Raw genomic sequence first — 18,153 nt, forward strand, 5'->3', positions numbered from 1 at the left:
TATAAAAGGCTAAAATGCGGCCCCCAGCCCACCGCTGAATCAATTTCCATGCGCCCCACAAGGTTCGCTACGTGATCGAGTTCCAACAGGTACACAAAACTTACCGCGTTGCCGGTAGAGAAATTCCCGCCCTGAATCCGACGACCCTGACGATCGAGGATGGCCAGGTGTTTGGTCTGATCGGCCACTCCGGGGCCGGCAAGAGCACCATGCTGCGCCTGATCAACCGCCTGGAAGAGCCTTCCGGCGGCAAGATCATCGTCGACGGTGAAGAAGTGACCGCGTTCAATGCCACCCAATTGCGCGGCTTTCGCCAGCAGGTCGGCATGATTTTCCAGCATTTCAACCTGCTGGCGTCCAAGACCGTCGCCGACAATGTCGCCCTGCCACTCACCCTCGCTGGCCAATTGTCGCGCGCCGAGATCGACAAACGCGTGGTCGAGCTTCTGGCCAGGGTCGGTCTGTCGGACCATGCGCGCAAGTACCCTGCGCAGTTGTCGGGCGGTCAAAAGCAGCGCGTCGGCATTGCCCGTGCTTTGTCCACCAACCCGAAGATTTTGCTGTGTGACGAAGCAACCAGCGCCCTGGACCCGCAGACCACCGCCTCGGTACTGCAGCTGCTGGCCGAGATCAACCGTGAGCTGAAGCTCACCATTGTGCTGATCACCCATGAAATGGACGTGATCCGCCGTGTCTGCGACCGGGTGGCAGTAATGGACGCCGGCCAGATCGTCGAGCAGGGCTCGGTGGCGGACGTGTTCCTCCATCCGCAGCACCCCACCACCAAACGCTTCGTGCAGGAAGACGAGCAAGTCGACGAAGGCGAGCAGCGCGACGATTTCGCCCATGTGCCAGGCCGCATCGTGCGACTGACCTTCCAGGGTGACGCGACCTATGCACCGCTGCTGGGCACCGTCGCCCGTGAAACCGGCGTCGACTACAGCATCCTTGCCGGGCGTATCGATCGCATCAAGGACGTCCCCTACGGCCAGCTCACGCTTGCCCTGATCGGCGGCGACATGGAAGCGGCCTTTGCCTGCTTCAAGGCTGCTGATGTTCATATGGAGGTATTGCGTTGATGGACGCCCTGAGTTTCTTCGCCAACGTCGACTGGGCCGAAATCTGGCTGGCAACCGTCGATACCATGATCATGCTGTTCGGCTCGCTGTTCTTCACCGTACTGCTCGGCCTGCCACTCGGTGTGCTGTTGTTCCTGTGCGGCCCGCGGCAAATGTTCGAACAAAAGGGCGTGTACGCGTTGCTGTCGCTGGTGGTCAACATCCTGCGCTCGCTGCCGTTCATCATCCTGCTGATCGTAATGATCCCTATCACCGTGCTGATCACGGGTACATCGCTAGGCGTGGCAGGTGCGATCCCGCCGCTGGTGGTGGGTGCTACCCCGTTCTTTGCACGTCTGGTCGAAACCGCCCTGCGCGAAGTGGACCGCGGCATCATCGAAGCTACCCAGTCGATGGGCGCCACCACGCGCCAGATCATCACCAGCGCGCTGTTGCCTGAGGCCCGGCCAGGGATCTTCGCCGCGATCACCGTCACGGCCATCACGTTGGTTTCCTACACCGCCATGGCCGGTGTCGTGGGTGCCGGTGGCCTGGGGGACCTGGCGATTCGTTTCGGCTACCAGCGCTTCCAGACCGACGTCATGGTCGTGACCGTGGTGCTGCTGCTAGTGCTGGTGCAGGTCCTGCAAAGTGTCGGCGACCGGCTGGTTGTGCATTTTTCCCGTAAGTAACCCCAATGGGGTCGGCTCGACCGACCCGTTCGGGGGCCGTCGCGGCCCTCACAAGGAGTGATCAATGAAGAAGCTGCTTGCTGTCGCTGCCGCCATCGCGGCCTTCTCGGCCCAGGCCGATACCCTCACCGTCGCCGCTACGCCGGTGCCGCATGCCGAGATTCTCAATGTGGTCAAGCCGCTGCTGGCCAAGCAAGGGGTGGAGCTGAAGGTGAAGGAATTCACCGACTACATCCAGCCAAACGTACAGGTGGCGGAAAAGCGTCTGGACGCCAACTTCTTCCAGCACCAGCCTTACCTCGATGAGTTCAACAAGGCCAAGGGCACTGACCTGGTGAGCGTGACTGGCGTGCACATCGAACCGCTGGGCGTTTACTCCACCAAGATCAAGAAGCTCGACGAACTCCCGTCCGGCGCCACCGTAGTCATCCCCAACGATGCCACCAACGGTGGCCGTGCTCTGCTGCTGCTGGACAAGGCTGGTGTCATCAAGCTCAAGGACAACACCAACATCCTCTCCACTGTGAAAGACGTTGCCGAGAACCCGAAGAACATCAAGTTCCGCGAACTTGAAGCGGCCACCATCCCGCGCGTGCTGACCCAGGTCGATGCCGCCCTGATCAACACCAACTATGCACTGGAAGCCAAGCTGAACCCGGAAAAGGATGCGCTGGCCATCGAGGGCAGCGATTCGCCTTACGTGAACATCCTCGTCGCGCGTCCGGACAACAAGGACAGCGAGGACATGAAGAAGCTGGCAGCCGCTCTGCATTCGCCTGAGGTGAAGCAGTTCATCACCGAGAAGTACAAAGGCGCTGTAGTACCCGCGTTCTGAGCCTGCGCCCTGGGTCGCCTGGCGACCCAGGGTAAGGTTGCTACTGGCGCGTGACACAAGCACGGGGGCAATGCGCCTGTGCTATCGCCCCAGAGGCCAGGCCCCGCGCAGGGCCCTGAGCGATGCTCAGTCGCCCTGGACCAGACCAGGTAGGCGGGCCACCAATTTCTGGCTGTCGAACGGCGCACGAATGAAGCCACGCTGACGGCCGTCCGGGCCGACGATGGCCAGGTTGCCGCTGTGGTCCACGGTGTAACCGGGCTTGCTGGTATCGGCTGGGATGAAGGGAATGCTGAGCGCATTGGCCAGCTTCTGAGTGTCTTCCACGGAACCGGCCAGCCCCATGAAGTCCTTGTCGAAATAACCCAGGTACTGCTTGAGCTGGTTCGGCGTGTCGCGGTTGGGGTCCACGCTCACCAATACCACCTGCAAGCGGTCCAGCGCCTGCTTGGGCAGTTCACTCTTTACCTGCCGCAGCTGCGCCAACGTGGTGGGGCAGATGTCCGGGCAGTAGGTATAGCCGAAGAACAGCAGCGACCACTTGCCTTTCAGCTGGTCCAGCTGCACCGGCTGGCCATCCTGGTTGGTCATGGTCACGCCAGCCACCGTCCGGCTTTGCGGCAGCAGGATGATGCCAGCATCGATAAGCTCGGTGGCGCTCGGGGCGCGTTTGGCGTTGAGCACATTGTTGAGGATCAGGCCCATGATCACAACGATCAGGGCAGCGATGATGAAGACGGCTTTCTGGGTTCGGGTCATGGGCTCGGTAACAGGTTGAGGTCGACGATCGCTGTGACGAACAGCGCACAAGGTAGGCAGTAGGGTACGCGATGCCGACATGCTGCGCATGCGGCGCGGCGCCACGGCCTGCACTGGCCTTTTCAGGCTGCCCGGAAGGATCAGCACGGTGGGCGAGGCTCTTCATGAAATGAACTTCATCCGCCGCCTCAAGGCTCTAAACCGGTGTAATTGAAGGAAAACCGTCAGGCAGGGAACGCCATATATGCTGGATGCCACAGGGATTGGATCCGTTTATAACAAATGGATCTTAACTTAATTGAATATCCAGCTAAGTTAGTGTCTTCCGTTTGAAACGTTTTGTCCTTGGAGTTGTCATGAACATCGCTGCTGTACGCGAGCAGGTGAATCAAGCCCATCAACATGAAGGCCAGACCGGCCAGCTGAAAAAACGTCTCGCGCTGCAACTGCCGCACCTGCACCCGTCCATTCAATTGCCGGAGCAGGGTGCTCAGGACACGCTGGCGCGCTTTGTGGGTGCCTACATCGATCAAGTGCCGGAACTGCTCGAAGCGGCTCATGAGGTGGCGCGTGAAGCCGGCATCGAGTCGCAGATCACGCCGGTGCTGAAGATTGCCGAGGCTTACTTCCTGCAGCCGCCCAGCGTGATGCAAGGGCATGTCGGCCTGGACTGCCTGTTGGATGAGGCCTATCTGGCCCATCGCCTGGTGGAGGAGGTGAACGACCTGTACATCCGGCACTTCCAGCAGCCGCTCATCCCCGTCGATACCACCGTTGCCAACCTGATCGCTCACCAGCTGATCGGCGAGGCGTTCGCCAATCAGCTCGACGAAGTGGTGCACCATTCGGTCGATGAAATGCTCGACGACGAGAGCTTCGCCGCCGAATCCGTAGAGGCCTACCGCGAGAAGCTGAGCAGCCCTGAAACCGGCGCCGCCTGGAAACGTTGGCCTTGCTTGTCACGTCAGCTGGGCGTGGAGCTCGGCCAGCCAGCCTGAGCAGGGCCAGGCTGGCTGTTCTTGCGATGGCCGGCCTGGGCCACGGCCCGCTGTCAGGCGCCGACGCCGGACGTGGTACGTAACCGTCCCTCTACCCGCCGTTTCAAGCGCTTGTGCTCGACGCGAAGCTTGGAGCCATTGGCTGCATTGCTGCGGCTCCAGTCTTCGAGCAACTCCAGGCAGGCGTGGTCGATGTAACTGAGGTTGCCCAGCGGCACATGCAAGGTGGTGCCGGCCGGTACGCCGTCGAGCACCTTGGTCAGCGCCGGCACCTTGAGGAAGGTGGCCGCGCCGCTCAGGCGAAGTTCCATGTGCCCGGCCTTGGGCAGGTCCACCAGGTTGATCTTCAGGCGTGCTGCCTTTAAGGCGAGCTTGAGCAACGTCAGGGCAAAGCCCAGCAAGACGCCCGTGAGCAGGTCGGTGAAGATGATCGCCAAGGCGGTGGACGCATAGGTGAACATCGGCATCCGGCCATAGCGTCCAAGGCCCCGGAAGGCTTTGAGATCGACCAGTTTTATCCCGGTAAACACCAGCACCCCGGCCAGGCTTGCAATCGGGATCTGCTGCAAGATGCTGCTGAGCACCACCACGAACGCCAACAGCCACACGCCATGCAGAATCGCCGAAGCCCGGGTTTGTGCGCCGGCCTGAACGTTGGCCGAGCTACGCACGATCACGCCGGTCATGGGCAGCGCGCCCAGTACGCCACACAGCATGTTGCCGATGCCTTGGGCCGAGAGTTCCCGGTCGAAATCCGAGCGCTGGCCACTGTGCATGCGGTCCACCGCTGCGGCGGACAACAAGGTTTCGGCGCTGGCGATGAATGCCAGTGCGAAGGCAGCCACCAGCAGGCTAGGGTCGGTCAGTTTCATCAGGTCATCGAGCCGAATCCAGTCGATGGCCTCGGACAAGTCCGACGGTACCTCCACGCGGTTCACCGGCAGCGCCAGCCACAGGCTGATGGCAGTCATGGCTGTCACGCCCAGCAATGCCCCCGGAATGAAGCGCAAACGCTGTGGCCGCAACCGTTCCCAGCCCCACATGATGACCATGGTACCCAACCCCAATGCACCGGCCTGCCAACCCATGCCTGCGCTTTGCAGGGGCAATGCCCCAGCGACGGTTGCCGGGAACGCCAGCAGGTTCTGCATGCCCGACGGCTGAGGCGCCGTGTCGAACATCACATGGACCTGCGACAGCACGATCAGTACCCCGATACCCGCCAGCATGCCGTACACCACCGCAGGCGCCGTCACTCGAAACCAGCAGCCCAGGCGCAGGCGCCCGGCCAGCAACTGCAGTATCCCTGCCAGGAGCAGAATCGGCCCGAGCATGGCCATGCCGTGCTGGCGCACCAACTCAAAGACCAACACCGCCAGCCCAGCTGCCGGTCCGCTGACCTGCAACGGGGAACCGGCAAGAAAACCGACGACAATGCCGCCGATGATACCGGTGATCAGTCCCTTGGCCGGCGGCATACCGGAGGCAATCGCAATGCCCATGCACAAGGGCAGGGCCACCAGAAAGACCACTACCGAGGCCAGCAACTCACGCGGCAGGGCCGCTTTCAGCTGTGTAATGTTCACCGTATTACTCCTTTCTCTATCGCACGGCCATTCCTCTGGCCGCGGGCACGTTTAGCCCCGACAGGCGCGCGGCAGCAAGCCGCCAGCGCAGAAGCCGGCACACCAGTCAGGGAATTCAGGGCAGCAGACGGCCACGCCACACCCCAGCGGGGTGTAGCCGGCCATCAAGGTTCAGCGGTGGTCGGGTCGCTTAGTAGCGGCCTCTCGGCGTAGCGCAGGGCACTGGCTGGTCTGCCGACAGCGGCAGGAAGCTGTCGCTCAAGGCGTCGTAGGCTTCGATCTTGCTGGTCTCGATGTCGTACACCCAACCATGGATATACAGCTCGCCAGCGGCAAGGCGCGAAGCAACGGAGGGGTGCGTACGCAGGTGATGCAGCTGGGCGATGACGTTTTCCTTGGTCAGCACCTGCATGTTCTCGTGCTCGGTTTCGCACGTGCAGTTGTTCTCGACCACGGTGCGGGCTACTTCGGCATGACGCAGCCATGCGCTGACGGTCGGCATCTTGGCCAGCGACTGCGGGTTGAGCACGGCGCGCATGGCGCCGCAGTCGGAGTGACCGCACACGATGATGTGATGCACCTTCAACGCCATGACGGCGTATTCGATGGCGCTGGAAACGCCGCCGTTCATCTGGCCATAAGGCGGGACCACGTTGCCGACGTTGCGAGTAACGAACAGATCGCCCGGCGAGCTTTGCGTGATCAGCTCCGGCACGATGCGCGAGTCGGCGCAGGTAATGAACATGGCGCGCGGCGTTTGCGCCGTGGCGAGCTTCTTGAACAGCTCTTGCTGCTCAGGAAAAACGTCATGATGAAAGCGCAGGAAGCCGTCGACAATGTGCTTCAGGGCGGCATCGGCGCTCTCCGCAGGGACCTGCGGCACGACCTTGGATGGGTCCTTTACGGGCATGATTCATCCTCTTGACGGTGAGTAGGCAAATCCATTTTACCGGTGAAAGATTCTGGCAATGCTGGGATTTAGATGACAGGCATTGAGCATAAATCACAGTCGGTGTGGACTGATTTCCTACGCTAGCCGGGAAAACTTAACTGAAACTTAATTCGGAGGCTCTAGAACGGGCGTTCCAGATGATCAGGAGGGTGTTTCAATAGTAGCAAAAAAGCATCAATTGCCAAGTACCATGACTGCAATTATTTGCTCGGATTAGTGAGGCTGGGGGTAGTCCCCCAGCGCTTTGTCAAAGGTAGTCTGTCAAGGCGCAGAGGCAACGCGCCGTCCGGGCTACATTTCGCACATCTGTAGTGCATCGGGTTTTCGAAGGGAACGATACCTCGATGCCCGATCAAGCCTTCCGGTCTTTCAATGTCAGAATCAAGTCACGAACGGCCTCGCCCGCAGCTGCGATGTAGCCTTTGTAGAAATCCCTGCCCTGGCGTAGCAATGGGGAGCCCTCTAAGGACTCGGCAGCCGCTTCAACTGTTGCCGAGCCGTACTCTTCACTCATCGCTGCCACACTTCGAGCACGTGCCGCCGGGTCGTTATACGACTTCTGATACCAACTGGACACTTGGTATTCAACGCCCTCGCGCTCGAATTTTTCACGCATGCTCGTTGCCAGCGTAGCCAGTGACTGCTGGATTATTACGGGGTCGATGGAATGGGCCTTCAGGTAGTTCTCAACGCACCTCTGAGCCGCGATGATCAAGGCGTCATGGGTGTACCCCTCCATCGGTGGGAAAACGCCTTCGGGGAGTTTCATGCCTGGGGTGTACGGGTGGTAGGTATAGTCTCGGCCAGCCATGTCTGACTCCGTTGCGTAAACAGGGGAGTTGCCGGACAACGCGAGTAGGCTGACAGCCAAAGCTAGACCCAAGCGTCCGGAATGAAAAAACTTGCAATGTGTTCTGGATCGAAGGCGGGTTCGGTTCATCCGTATCTTGGCTAGAGGTTCGTTATTCGCGGGTTATGCAGCAGAGAATATTCAAAGCCGCGGTAATCACAGCGTGATGCGGCAACTCAATCAATGCCCGAATTTTCTAATCCTGCTATCAGGTCGCGCACACCATCACCGGCGCTTTCAATGTAGTCGCCGAGAAAGTTACGGTCTTTTTCCAGTAACGGGGAGCCTCTGAGTGACGCGGTAGCAGCGCGCACAGCAAGCGCACCAAAGTGCTCAGCCATGTCTGCAACGCTTTTGCCACGGTCCGCGCTGTTCGCGTAAGGTTTCTGGTACCACGTCGATATCTGATACTCGACATTTTGGGCTTCAAATGCCTGATTAAGCTGCTTGGTCAAGCCAATTAACGATTCACGGACAAGCGCTGGCTCGATACCCCCTTTATCCAAAACTGATCGTGCGCGCGTGGTAGCCGCGCCAATCAAATCCTGATGGGTGTAACCCGGCATCGGTGGGAACACACCCTCCGGAAGTTCCATGCCTGGCTGATAGGGTTGATAGTGGTTAGCGCCATCTTGCATGGCAAGCTCCTTGGCTTGAACAGTTGATGACATAGCCGACACAACGGTGAATGCGCCATAGGCAAGCAGGGCCAGTAAGCAAGGCCGCAGACGAGATCGGCGGGGATGGGAGGCCTGAAACGCTGCAGCGCCGATTGCTGCCTCCAAATTTTTGGTAGTACGCATACCTTCCCTGTTGGACATGTAACGCCTGCTGGCCGGCCAAATCTTGTTGTCTACGTCGCTGAAGTTTTCGGGCATCGATAGATCTTTGAAGGTAAGGCCCGGTAGCTGTTTGTGACAGGCTTTTAAATCGGCCTGCTTTTCAATTCTAACCGTGTAATGAGCGCTGTTCCGAATGAAGGAACGGACCTTAAATTTATCCTGGTGCCGGAGGTCATGGAGCACCTCGCTCCGTTTTTCACTTGTTTACCAGCACGCGCCAATACATTTTTATGCCGACTAACGGGTAACAATTGGCATGAGGTTACCCGAGCAATCCGTGAACACGGAATAGCAATATACTTACATTCATGTAAGTATTCGCTTACACGAACGACATGCGTATGATTCAATTCGGAAGGGCAGTACGGGCAAAACCCCGCAAACGTTAGGTCCATCGATCACAACATTATCGCTCTGAACGCATTACCCTCTTTGAGTGCGTGCCCGCTTTCAACAATAAATCACCGTCCATTCACAATCACTGACGAACGCCTATCTACGTTTTCAATGCGACAGAGCGTTTGCGCCATGCTCCATGGTTCACAACAACTGAAGCTGGACGCCAGGCGGACTAAACAACGAACAGTCCAGTTTCAAGGCGCCACGGTCCTGTAATCCCAATTTGCGTATACACTTGGCGAAGCGCTGGGCAAGCAACTGTGCAAACACTCCCTCGCCCTGCATACGAGCACCGAAACGGCTGTCATAAAGCGCTCCACCCCGGCTTTGCCGAATCAGGCTGATTACATGGGCTGCACGCTGCGGGTAGTGATCGTGCAACCACTGCTCAAACAGAGGGGCCACCTCAAGCGGTAAGCGAAGCATCATGTAGGCTGCGCTTTGCGCCCCAGCCTCTTGCGCCGACTCCAGCAACTGCTCCAGTTCACAGTCGTTGATCATGGGAATGATCGGCGAGCACAGGACGCCTACGGGTACGCCGGCATCGCGCAGCAGGCGTATGGCCCGCAAGCGTGCAGCAGGCGAAGCGGCACGGGGCTCCAGAATGCGCTTGAGGCCGGCATCAAGGGTGGTATGGCTGATCATCACGCGCACGAGCCGCAAGCTGGCCATTTCAGTCAACAGGTCAAGGTCACGCAGAACCAAGGCGCCCTTGGTAACGATGGTCACGGGGTGGCGAAACTTCAGCAGCACCTCCAGCAAACGCCGGGCCAGCATGTATTCGCGCTCTATGGGCTGATAAGGGTCGGTGTTCGCCCCCAGGTTGATTGGCGCACACACGTACCCAGGTTTGCTCAGCTGTTGCGCCAGCACATCGGCTGCATTGGTCTTGGCAATCAGCTTGGTTTCGAAATCCAGACCAGGCGACAAATCCCAATAGGCGTGCGAAGGGCGTGCATAGCAGTAGATGCACCCGTGCTCGCAACCGCGATAAGGGTTTATCGACCGGTCGAAGGGCAGATCGGGTGAGGTATTGCGGCTGATAACCGTCTTGGCCGTCTCGATCCGCACTTCGGTCCCTTGCGTGACCGGTACATCTTGGTACCAGCCATCGTCCTCATGCGAAGAGTGGGTAGGGCCGAAGCGGTTATGCGGGTTATGCGCAGTGCCGCGGCCCTTCAACGGAGGTGAATATGACATGGCTACACCCTTTACTGTATGCATGTACAGTAAAGGGCCTGGCGACTAATTGCCAGCCCGATCATCCGACGGCCTTAAGCCACTGGAGGTAGGGGTGTAGGTTTGTCTCACGGCCAAGAAACTGCATCACTCCTTCACGCAATGGGCGCGATGCTCCGGGGGCAATCAATGACTCGAACAGCGCCTGTCCAAGTGCACGATCAAGTAGCCCTGTTTGCTCGAAGCGGGTGAAGATATCCACAGCACATACATCTGCCCAGAGGTACGCGTAATAACCGGCGTCATAGCCGGTAACCAGGTGGTCGAAGGCGTGGGCTGGGTGCTCTAGGGCGTTCAAAGGCCAGTAACCACATTGCTCGCGCGATCGAGTAAATCGCTGGCGAAGGGTTTTCCCGTCAGCTGGGTTCGTGTGCAGATCCACATCGAACAAGGCCTTGCTCAGCTCAAGCGCGGCTTCGCCGATGGCTTCGCGTCTGTAGCGCTCGACGCACTGCTCGACCTGCGCCCTGTCAATCTGACGCCCATCCGAATAGTGCGAGGAAATGCTGACGAGATAGGCGGCGTTCCACACCCAACGTTCGAACAGCTTGCCGAAGAGCTCCGTACCGTCCGTACCGAGTTCGACTACGCCCGACTGGATCTGATTGTCCGTGCGCACCAAGAGGTGGTGCAAGGCATGGCCGAACTCGTGATACAGCTTGCGCAACGCGAGGTGATCCAACAGTGGCTGCGCACCTGCACTACCTTCGGGCACATCGCTGAAGACGATCACCACCGCTTGCTGGAAAATCCCTTCCGCGTCGATCCGGCGGTTACGCACATACGTTGTGAACACCGCCTCTGCCTGCTTACCGGCGTGCTGCACGGCATCGAGGTAGAGCAAGCCAATCCGTGCGTCGTCCTGGAATGCCTCGAACACCAGTACCGAGGGTGCCCATACGGGGGCAGGGGTTGGCCTCAACTCCAGGTCAAAGAGCCGCTTGGCCAGCTGGACCAACGCGTCGATGACGGCAGCCATCGGGAAAAATTCGCGCAGCGCGTCCTTTGGCACTATCTTGGCCGCGTCTCGCAGTTGCTTTTGGGCAAAGCGTAGGTCCCAGGGCTGCATGTCTTCCAGCCCCAATGCCTGAGCGTCACGCTCAAAGTCTGAGCGCCACTGCAGCACCACGGGCTTCATGCCAGCAGCCAAGCTTTGCAGGAAGGCGCGAACCTGGTCTGGCGAACCAGCACTTTTACGCGCCAAGCTCAGGGTCATGTGATCGGAGAACGCCAATAGCGTCGCTCGTTCATGGCGCAGAAGGGCCAGTTGCTGCAGCACTTGACCATTATCTTGCGACGAATCGGTATTGACGCCACGTCCATGAAAAGCCTGATACACCTGCTCACGGAGAGCACCCAGCTCGGCCTCTTCCAACACACGCTCGGCAGCCCAGCTTTCGCAAGGTATGGACCACCCGTTAGTGCCAAGCTGTCTTGCCCGATCGCTCAACTCATCGAGACTGCGTTGGGACAGACCCCGCAGCTGAGTGCTGTCATCGACGACCACGTCTGGCTGGTCGAGATTAATCAGATACCGTTCTTCAAGCTCCGTTATCTGGCGTTGCAGGTCCAGCAGCCGTGCCTTGTCACGCTTGGGCAGCGAAGCGCCACTCACGCGAAACTTTTCCAAGTGCCAGCGCAGTGTTGCCCGCTGGCGATCATCGAGGTTAACGCCGATATCGCTGTGCGCCAGCTGTTCATACAGCGACTGAAGCTGCTCGTTGCTAAACCTTGAGTCCAACGCAGCGCTGGCCGCGATATGAAACGCCAGGATAGGGTCACTCCAGGTCTGCCCTTTGCCCAGAAAGGGCATTACCCCATAAAGCACTGCGTACACCTGGGCGTCCAGATTATCCATGGCCAGCACCAGGTCATCCCATGTTGGCATCGATGGCTGGCTGTTGATCACGCGCTCGATGCCTTGAGCATACTGCTCAAGGACCTGATCGAATGCATCCTGCATGCTTTCGACTGTAATGGAGGGGTAGTCGACGGGCACATTGCCGTCTTGCAGAAGCGGGTTGCTCATCACGCGTTACCTTGCTCAATGATGGGAGCATGCAAGCGTGGACGACTGCGCAAGCGTGCAGGGCGCGCTTAATTACCACCAGCCGCCACCGCCCGGGCCTTGCACCCGGGCGGTGCGGTGGTCAATCGGCCGGTTTCTTCAGCTTCGGATTGGGAAAGAACTGCACGGTCTGCACTTTCGCCGCTGCCGGCTTGGGCGCTTGTTGGTTGACCCGCGTGCCCAGTTCACTGGGTACCGACAAGCCCTGCTCATTGAGCGTATCGGTAAAACCACACGCCACGCACTCGCGGTGCGGCACACCGTCTTCGTTCCACATCGTCAGCTTGTCAGCTTCACTGCACGCCGGGCATACCGCGCCGGCGATGAAGCGCTTCTTGGTCTTGTTCACGGCATCCTCGCTCATGCTGCCGACTCTTCGGCCAGACCGCTGTGGCGCAGCAAGGCGTCAATGGACGGCTCGCGACCGCGGAAGTCGACGAACAATACCATCGGCGCACGCGAGCCGCCGCGTGCCAGCACCGCTTCGCGGAACGCCCGGCCTGTTTCGGCATTGAAAACGCCTTCTTCCTCGAACCGCGAGAAGGCATCGGCCGACAACACTTCAGCCCATTTATAGCTGTAGTAGCCTGCGGCATAACCGCCCGCGAAGATGTGCGCAAAACTGTTGGGGAAGCGGTTATAGGCCGGTGGGCGCATGACCGACACTTCATCGCGCACCCCTTCGAGCACCTGCAGTACCGTACGGCCGTCACCGTGGCTGGCGTGAAGCTCAAAGTCGAACAGCGAGAACTCGAGCTGGCGCACCATCATCATGCCCGACTGGAAGTTCTTCGCAGCCAGCATCTTGTCCAGCAGGTCCTGCGGCAGCGCCTCGCCAGTTTCGTAATGGCCGGAGATCAAGGCAAGGCCTTCGGGCTCCCAGCACCAGTTCTCCATGAACTGGCTGGGCAGTTCTACCGCATCCCATGCCACGCCGTTGATGCCGGACACTCCCGCGTGGTCGATGCGGGTCAACAGGTGGTGCAAGCCATGGCCGAACTCATGGAACAGCGTCGTGACCTCGTCATGGGTCAGCAAGGCAGGTTTGCCCGGCGCGGCAGGGGTGAAGTTGCACACCAGGTTGGCCACCGGGCTTTGCAGTTTGCCCTGAGCCGTTACGCGACGGTCACGCGCACCGTCCATCCAGGCACCGCCACGCTTGTTGGCGCGGGCATAGAGGTCGAAGAAGAAACGCCCCACATGCTGGCCGTTCTCCTTGATCTCGAACAGACGTACATCCGGGTGCCAGGCATCGAACTGCTTGAGCTCGTTGATCTCGATGCCGTACAGGCGCTGCACGATGCTGAATAGACCGCCTAGCACCTTGTCGATGGGGAAGTAGGCGCGCAGTGCTTCCTGGGACACGCTGTAGCGCTGCTCTCGCAGCTTCTCGCCAAAGTAGCCGGCATCCCAGCTGGCCAGCTCGGGACAACCCTGTTCGGCAGCATAGGCCTTGAGCTGGGCCAGGTCGCGGGCGGCGAAGGGCTTGGAGCGCTTGGCCAGATCGCGCAGGAAGCTCAACACCTGGTCGCTGGACTCGGCCATCTTGGTCGCCAGGCTGAGCTCGGCGTAGTTCTTGTAGCCCAGTAATTCGGCAAGCTCCTGGCGCAGATCGAGAATCTGCTGCATCACCGGACCGTTATCGAACTGCCCCGCGTTCGGGCCCTGATCCGAAGCGCGGGTACAGTAGGCCGCATACAGCTCTTCGCGCAGCGCGCGGTCGCTGGCGTAGGTCATCACCGCGTAATAGCTGGGGAACTCTAGCGTGATCAGCCAGCCCTCGAGGTCCTTGGCGGCGGCAGCGGCGGCCATCTGGGCCTTGGCCGAGTCGGGCAGGCCGTCGAGCGTGGTTTCGTCGGTGACGTGCTTGCTCCATGCCTGGGTGGCATCCAACAGCTGGTTGGAGAAACGGCTGCCCAGCTCGCTGAGTTTGCTCTGCACCTCAGCGTAGCGCTGCTGTTCTGCGGCGGGCAGGTCGATGCCCGACAGGCGGAAGTCGCGCAATGCATGTTCAAGGATGGTCTTTTGCGCCACATCGAACGAGGCAGCTTCAGGGCTTGCAGCCAGTGCCTGGTAGGCATCGAACAGCGCGCGGTTCTGCCCAAGCTCCGTGGAGTAGGCACTCAGCGCTGGCAGGCAGGCCTCATAGGCTTCACGCAACGCTGGGCTATTGCACACCGCATTGAGGTGGCTCACCGGGCTCCAGGCGGCCCCGAGGCGGTCGTTCAGTTCGTCCATCGCCAGCACCAGGCCTGCCCATGTAGGCGCTGCGCCTTGTTCTTCAAGAATCCTGGCAATGGCTTTACGGTTGTCGGCCAGGATCGCTTCGATCGCCGGCAGCACGTGCTCTGCACGGATTTGCGAGAAGGGCGGCAGATCGTGGGATTGCAGAAGCGGGTTGTTCGCAGTCACGGTTTGGATACCTTGGCAGAAGAAACACAGCCCCATCTTAATTACAATCGACGCCGACCGCAGCAGGCAGCCAGCCTATCGGCACACATGAGGAACACTATCATGGCCATTCGAAGCTTCCAGCAACACCATCCCAAGCTCGGAGCGCGGGCCTTCGTCGACCGCTCGGCGGTGGTACTGGGCGATGTGGAGATCGGCGAAGACAGTTCGGTCTGGCCATTGGTGGTCGTGCGAGGCGACATGCACCGCATCCGTATCGGCGCGCGGACCAGTGTGCAGGACGCCAGTGTGCTGCACATCACCCACGCCAGCCCGTTCAACCCTGATGGCTTTGCGCTGATCATCGGTGACGAAGTCACCATCGGGCACAAGGTCATGCTGCACGGCTGCACATTGGGCAACCGCATCCTGGTCGGCATGGGCAGTACCGTCATGGACGGCGCCATCGTCGAGGACGAGGTGATCATTGGCGCCGCCAGCCTGGTGCCACCGGGCAAGCGCCTGGTCAGTGGCTACCTGTACATGGGCAGCCCAGTCAGGCAGGTCCGGTTGTTGAACGACCAGGAGCGTGCCTTCTTCGCCTACAGCGCTGGCAACTATGTGAAGCTCAAGGACCAGCACCTGGCCGAGGGCTTCGATCAGCCAGACTGATCGTTTTTCCACAGCCATGCGGGCACGGCTTGCCCGCCAGCATGCGGCGCAGCACTCAAGCGGAAACCTTCCCTATGCACCAGCAAAACATTCTGTTCGACCTTGATGGCACCCTGACCGACCCACGCCTGGGTATCACCCGCTCCATCCAGTACGCCTTGGCGAAACTGGGTATCGACGAGCCAGACCTCTCACGCCTTGAACACTTCATCGGCCCGCCGTTGTTGCAGGCGTTCATGCAGTTCTACGGTTTCGACGAAGCCAAGGCCTGGGAGGCGGTCAACTTCTACCGTGAGCGCTTTCGCGTCACGGGCCTGTACGAAAACCTGGTGTTCGACGGGGTGCCGCAGCTGCTCGAGACCCTCAATGGCCAAGGCCGCACGCTCTACATAGCGACTTCCAAGCCGTGGGAATTCGCGCGCGAAATTGCCCGCCACTTCGCCTTCGATCAGCATTTCAAAATGATCTACGGCAGCGAGCTGGACGGTACGCGAACCAACAAGGTCGAGCTGATTCGCCACTTGCTGGACGAAGAAGGGCTGGACCCGGCGCACACGCTCATGATCGGCGATCGCAAGCATGACCTGATCGGAGCCCGTAGCAACGGTTTGCAGGCCGTGGCAGTAGGGTATGGGTTCGGAAGCCGCGAGGAACTGATGGCAGAAACGCCGGCGTTCCATTTCGCCTCCCTGGCCGAGATGCACGAGGCGTTCAACAGGCAACCTCGCTGAAGGGCTGGGCAACCGGCTAGCGCGACCTAGCCCTTGGGCATCAACCCTTGCAAGGCTGCAGTACGCGCTGCGAGGGGCAATGAAGCCAGTTGCCCGACGCGCTCATAAAAGCGTTCCCAGTCACCTTCGACCTGGCGAAACAAAACCGAAAAAGCAGGCACCCACTGGTCGTACAGTCCGAATGGCAGCAATTTCGCATTGTTCATCGGCCCATAGACCCAAGCGTCGTAACGCCTGTCGCCTCCCCATGGGCCATCGCGCAGCGAATGGTAATCGCGCCGCAACCGCTCGAACTCGGCCCGCTTGGCCAAGCGCTTGGTTTGATCATCGGTGGGCGCCGCATAAAGGGCCTGTAGCCGTGCCCGCGTGGCCAGCACCAAGCGAATGAACTGCTCGCGCTGCGGACCATGGTCGTCGCCGGTGGCCGCCAGCCCACGGCTGAGCCGCCATTGCCGCGTGCCTTGCTGCTCCACGAACGACGCGAATGACTCGTTGAAGGCCGTATCGTCTTGCACATAGACACGCTGATGAGCCAGCTCGTGAAAGATCAGTGTGGCCAGGCGCTCTTCACCCCAGCCCATCATCGATGACAGGATGGGGTCATCGAACCAGCCCAGGGTCGAATAGGTTTCAACGCCGCCCACATAGACGTCAAGGTGCTGCTGGCGCATCAACGCCGCTGCACCCCGTGCTGCGCCCTGACGATAATAGCCGCGGTAAGCCACGCACCCGGCAATGGGAAAACAGTGGGTGACTGGCTGAAGCGACAACTCGGGGGTGGCGAAAACATTCCACACGACGTAGGGGCGGCCCAAGTCGGCGTACATCGTGTAGCTTCGGTTGTCGGGCAATTTCAGCTGCTGGGTGGCGAACGCTCGCGCTTGTTGGGCGTACTCCAGCCGAGCGCGCAATGGCACAGACGTGGCAGGATCAGCCATCACCTTCGTCACGGGCCGACGCGCCTGCAGCAGCTCCCACTGGCCGGCTGCCAGCTGGCCATAGTAGCCAGCGCTGCTGCAACCGTTGAGCAGCGCGGCGACCAGTAGCGGAACAAACCGGGTGAAAACACGGTCGAGTGCCCCAGGGTCTGAGCGCTGCGCAAGCACTATTCCAAGCATCGTTTACCGTCTTATTCGCTCAACCCCATTCGCCTAAAGATTATCGTGCCGAAGGGGAGTTTCGCCATGCGCGCATTGTGGGTTACCGGTTCCTTGCTGCTGACAACGGCCTGTTCGACATTGCCCGACCCCGACCCCTCTCAGGCGTGGGTCGACCTTGAACCAGGCCAGCAGACCTCCCTGGACGCGGTGAAAGTCGACGCACGCGACTGGGACGACAACCGTTATTTCCAGGTACCGCCTGGCAACCATGAGCTGACCGTGCGCTATCAATTCCCGGTGGCGCCCAGCAACATCGGTCCCGTCGACGCCCCGCTATGGCGTGATTGCCAGGTCAAGGTAGCCTTCAAGGGCTTCGATGCTGGCGAGCGTTACCAACTGCAGGCTGGCAGCATCGGCTTCCGTCCCTGGATCAAGCTCTATGATCAGCAACAGAAACTGGTCAGCCAGGGCGAACCGGCAGGCTGCCAACGGACGTAAAGCATCCAAAACAGCGCTATGCTTGTCACATATTCACTGCAAGTGGAAAACCCTGCCATGCGCCAGCCCATGATGCTGATCGCCCTCAGTGCACTGGGAGCTTGTGCCAGCCCCCTACCGCCCAAAGATCCCAAACAGGCCTGGGTAGACCTATACACCATGACACCCGGCAGGGTCATCATGGCCGACCGCCTCGATGGCAAGCGCCTGGACGATGGCCGTTATTTTCAGGTGACGCCCGGCAAGCACGAACTGATCGTACGTTTCGACTATGAGATCTACGCGGGCGGGTTCTCTACCGACCCCAGGGACCGTACGTGCTACCTGACGGTGCGTTACGATCACTTCGAGGCAGGGGAGCGTTATCGGCTTGAGGCAAGAGCGCCGGTGATGGAGCCACAGGTGCTGCTGTATGACTCAGCCAGGACCGTGGTCGTCAACGAACCTAGCAGGGTCTTCTGCATCCCTTAGGTTTCCTTAATG

At 60.0% G+C, this 18,153-nt stretch carries 18 protein-coding genes; 8 read left to right on the forward strand and 10 right to left on the reverse strand.

Features of this window, described 5'->3' with window-relative positions:
- The first annotated feature begins 71 nt into the window (after positions 1–71).
- From PFU01S_RS19360 to PFU01S_RS19370, 3 genes are all read left to right on the forward strand, one after another.
- Positions 72–1,079: a methionine ABC transporter ATP-binding protein gene (locus PFU01S_RS19360; RefSeq protein WP_027913245.1), complete on the forward strand. Its 1,008-nt coding sequence runs from the start codon at positions 72–74 to the stop codon at positions 1,077–1,079.
- The gene (locus tag PFU01S_RS19365; RefSeq protein ID WP_027913246.1) at positions 1,079–1,750 is read left to right on the forward strand and encodes a methionine ABC transporter permease; all 672 of its coding nucleotides are present in this window, start codon (positions 1,079–1,081) and stop codon (positions 1,748–1,750) included. Before PFU01S_RS19360 ends, PFU01S_RS19365 begins: the two co-directional genes overlap by 1 nt.
- Positions 1,751–1,814: 64 nt before the next feature.
- A complete protein-coding gene (locus PFU01S_RS19370; protein WP_027913247.1) occupies positions 1,815–2,585 on the forward strand; it encodes a MetQ/NlpA family ABC transporter substrate-binding protein in 771 nt (256 codons plus the stop codon).
- A 126-nt stretch (positions 2,586–2,711) separates the two neighbouring features.
- Here PFU01S_RS19370 and PFU01S_RS19375 read toward each other — a convergent pair whose 3' ends face one another.
- Positions 2,712–3,344, reverse strand: a complete 633-nt coding sequence (locus PFU01S_RS19375; RefSeq protein WP_027913248.1) for an SCO family protein — start codon at positions 3,342–3,344, stop codon at positions 2,712–2,714.
- 356 nt (positions 3,345–3,700) lie between these two features.
- Here PFU01S_RS19375 and PFU01S_RS19380 point away from each other — a divergent pair, with 356 nt between their 5' ends.
- Complete coding sequence (locus PFU01S_RS19380; RefSeq protein ID WP_027913249.1) at positions 3,701–4,342, forward strand: hypothetical protein; 642 nt, start codon at positions 3,701–3,703, stop codon at positions 4,340–4,342.
- 53 nt (positions 4,343–4,395) lie between these two features.
- Here the strand turns inward: PFU01S_RS19380 and PFU01S_RS19385 are convergent, their stop codons facing one another.
- The 8 genes from PFU01S_RS19385 to prlC form a co-directional block, all read right to left on the reverse strand.
- Positions 4,396–5,928 (reverse strand): SulP family inorganic anion transporter, encoded by a 1,533-nt coding sequence (locus tag PFU01S_RS19385; RefSeq protein ID WP_028687757.1) that lies wholly within the window; start codon positions 5,926–5,928, stop codon positions 4,396–4,398.
- A 190-nt stretch (positions 5,929–6,118) separates the two neighbouring features.
- On the reverse strand, positions 6,119–6,838 hold the full coding sequence (locus PFU01S_RS19390) for a carbonic anhydrase (protein ID WP_023532649.1): 720 nt from the start codon (positions 6,836–6,838) through the stop codon (positions 6,119–6,121).
- Positions 6,839–7,232: 394 nt separating this feature from the next.
- Positions 7,233–7,691 carry a hypothetical protein gene (locus tag PFU01S_RS19395; RefSeq protein WP_028687756.1) on the reverse strand — a complete coding sequence of 153 codons (459 nt, stop codon included), beginning with the start codon at positions 7,689–7,691 and terminating at the stop codon, positions 7,233–7,235.
- A 215-nt stretch (positions 7,692–7,906) separates the two neighbouring features.
- Entirely contained in the window at positions 7,907–8,755 is an 849-nt protein-coding gene (locus tag PFU01S_RS22750) for a hypothetical protein (RefSeq protein WP_050438013.1), read from the reverse strand.
- A 357-nt stretch (positions 8,756–9,112) separates the two neighbouring features.
- On the reverse strand, positions 9,113–10,171 hold the full coding sequence (locus PFU01S_RS19405) for a PA0069 family radical SAM protein (protein WP_028687754.1): 1,059 nt from the start codon (positions 10,169–10,171) through the stop codon (positions 9,113–9,115).
- 61 nt (positions 10,172–10,232) lie between these two features.
- Entirely contained in the window at positions 10,233–12,239 is a 2,007-nt protein-coding gene (locus tag PFU01S_RS19410) for a M3 family metallopeptidase (protein ID WP_028687753.1), read from the reverse strand.
- 121 nt (positions 12,240–12,360) lie between these two features.
- Entirely contained in the window at positions 12,361–12,642 is a 282-nt protein-coding gene (locus tag PFU01S_RS19415) for a YheV family putative zinc ribbon protein (protein WP_027913266.1), read from the reverse strand.
- Positions 12,639–14,690: an oligopeptidase A gene (gene prlC / locus PFU01S_RS19420; RefSeq protein ID WP_236166097.1), complete on the reverse strand. Its 2,052-nt coding sequence runs from the start codon at positions 14,688–14,690 to the stop codon at positions 12,639–12,641. Before prlC ends, PFU01S_RS19415 begins: the two co-directional genes overlap by 4 nt.
- A 102-nt stretch (positions 14,691–14,792) precedes the next feature.
- Here prlC and PFU01S_RS19425 point away from each other — a divergent pair, with 102 nt between their 5' ends.
- Together PFU01S_RS19425 and PFU01S_RS19430 are read left to right on the forward strand one after the other, a co-directional pair.
- Complete coding sequence (locus tag PFU01S_RS19425) at positions 14,793–15,341, forward strand: gamma carbonic anhydrase family protein (RefSeq protein ID WP_023532446.1); 549 nt, start codon at positions 14,793–14,795, stop codon at positions 15,339–15,341.
- A gap of 74 nt (positions 15,342–15,415) precedes the next feature.
- Entirely contained in the window at positions 15,416–16,072 is a 657-nt protein-coding gene (locus PFU01S_RS19430; RefSeq protein ID WP_028687751.1) for an HAD family hydrolase, read from the forward strand.
- Between the two features lie 26 nt (positions 16,073–16,098).
- On the opposite strand, the gene PFU01S_RS19435 is transcribed toward PFU01S_RS19430, so the two are convergent.
- The gene (locus tag PFU01S_RS19435) at positions 16,099–17,190 is read right to left on the reverse strand and encodes an aminopeptidase (protein ID WP_028687750.1); all 1,092 of its coding nucleotides are present in this window, start codon (positions 17,188–17,190) and stop codon (positions 16,099–16,101) included.
- Between the two features lie 66 nt (positions 17,191–17,256).
- Here PFU01S_RS19435 and PFU01S_RS19440 point away from each other — a divergent pair, with 66 nt between their 5' ends.
- Positions 17,257–17,670, forward strand: a complete 414-nt coding sequence (locus PFU01S_RS19440; RefSeq protein ID WP_027913270.1) for a PA0061/PA0062 family lipoprotein — start codon at positions 17,257–17,259, stop codon at positions 17,668–17,670.
- A gap of 57 nt (positions 17,671–17,727) precedes the next feature.
- Positions 17,728–18,141, forward strand: coding sequence for a PA0061/PA0062 family lipoprotein (locus tag PFU01S_RS19445; protein ID WP_023532343.1), 414 nt, complete (start codon positions 17,728–17,730; stop codon positions 18,139–18,141).
- Positions 18,142–18,153 lie beyond the last annotated feature (12 nt).

It is taken from the genome of Pseudomonas fulva NBRC 16637 = DSM 17717 (genome assembly GCF_000730565.1).
Lineage (GTDB): Bacteria > Pseudomonadota > Gammaproteobacteria > Pseudomonadales > Pseudomonadaceae > Aquipseudomonas > Aquipseudomonas fulva.

What these genes read in the sequence shown, in the direction of transcription:
- PFU01S_RS19365 (WP_027913246.1), top strand. Translation starts at nt 1,079, where the DNA reads ATGGACGCCCTGAGTTTCTTCGCCAACGTCGACTGGGCCGAAATCTGG.
- PFU01S_RS19370 (WP_027913247.1), top strand. Translation starts at nt 1,815, where the DNA reads ATGAAGAAGCTGCTTGCTGTCGCTGCCGCCATCGCGGCCTTCTCGGCC.
- PFU01S_RS19375 (WP_027913248.1), bottom strand. Translation starts at nt 3,344, where the DNA reads ATGACCCGAACCCAGAAAGCCGTCTTCATCATCGCTGCCCTGATCGTT.
- PFU01S_RS19380 (WP_027913249.1), top strand. Translation starts at nt 3,701, where the DNA reads ATGAACATCGCTGCTGTACGCGAGCAGGTGAATCAAGCCCATCAACAT.
- PFU01S_RS19390 (WP_023532649.1), bottom strand. Translation starts at nt 6,838, where the DNA reads ATGCCCGTAAAGGACCCATCCAAGGTCGTGCCGCAGGTCCCTGCGGAG.
- PFU01S_RS19395 (WP_028687756.1), bottom strand. Translation starts at nt 7,691, where the DNA reads ATGGCTGGCCGAGACTATACCTACCACCCGTACACCCCAGGCATGAAA.
- PFU01S_RS19405 (WP_028687754.1), bottom strand. Translation starts at nt 10,171, where the DNA reads ATGTCATATTCACCTCCGTTGAAGGGCCGCGGCACTGCGCATAACCCG.
- PFU01S_RS19410 (WP_028687753.1), bottom strand. Translation starts at nt 12,239, where the DNA reads ATGAGCAACCCGCTTCTGCAAGACGGCAATGTGCCCGTCGACTACCCC.
- PFU01S_RS19415 (WP_027913266.1), bottom strand. Translation starts at nt 12,642, where the DNA reads ATGAGCGAGGATGCCGTGAACAAGACCAAGAAGCGCTTCATCGCCGGC.
- PFU01S_RS19425 (WP_023532446.1), top strand. Translation starts at nt 14,793, where the DNA reads ATGGCCATTCGAAGCTTCCAGCAACACCATCCCAAGCTCGGAGCGCGG.
- PFU01S_RS19430 (WP_028687751.1), top strand. Translation starts at nt 15,416, where the DNA reads ATGCACCAGCAAAACATTCTGTTCGACCTTGATGGCACCCTGACCGAC.
- PFU01S_RS19435 (WP_028687750.1), bottom strand. Translation starts at nt 17,190, where the DNA reads ATGCTTGGAATAGTGCTTGCGCAGCGCTCAGACCCTGGGGCACTCGAC.
- PFU01S_RS19440 (WP_027913270.1), top strand. Translation starts at nt 17,257, where the DNA reads ATGCGCGCATTGTGGGTTACCGGTTCCTTGCTGCTGACAACGGCCTGT.
- PFU01S_RS19445 (WP_023532343.1), top strand. Translation starts at nt 17,728, where the DNA reads ATGCGCCAGCCCATGATGCTGATCGCCCTCAGTGCACTGGGAGCTTGT.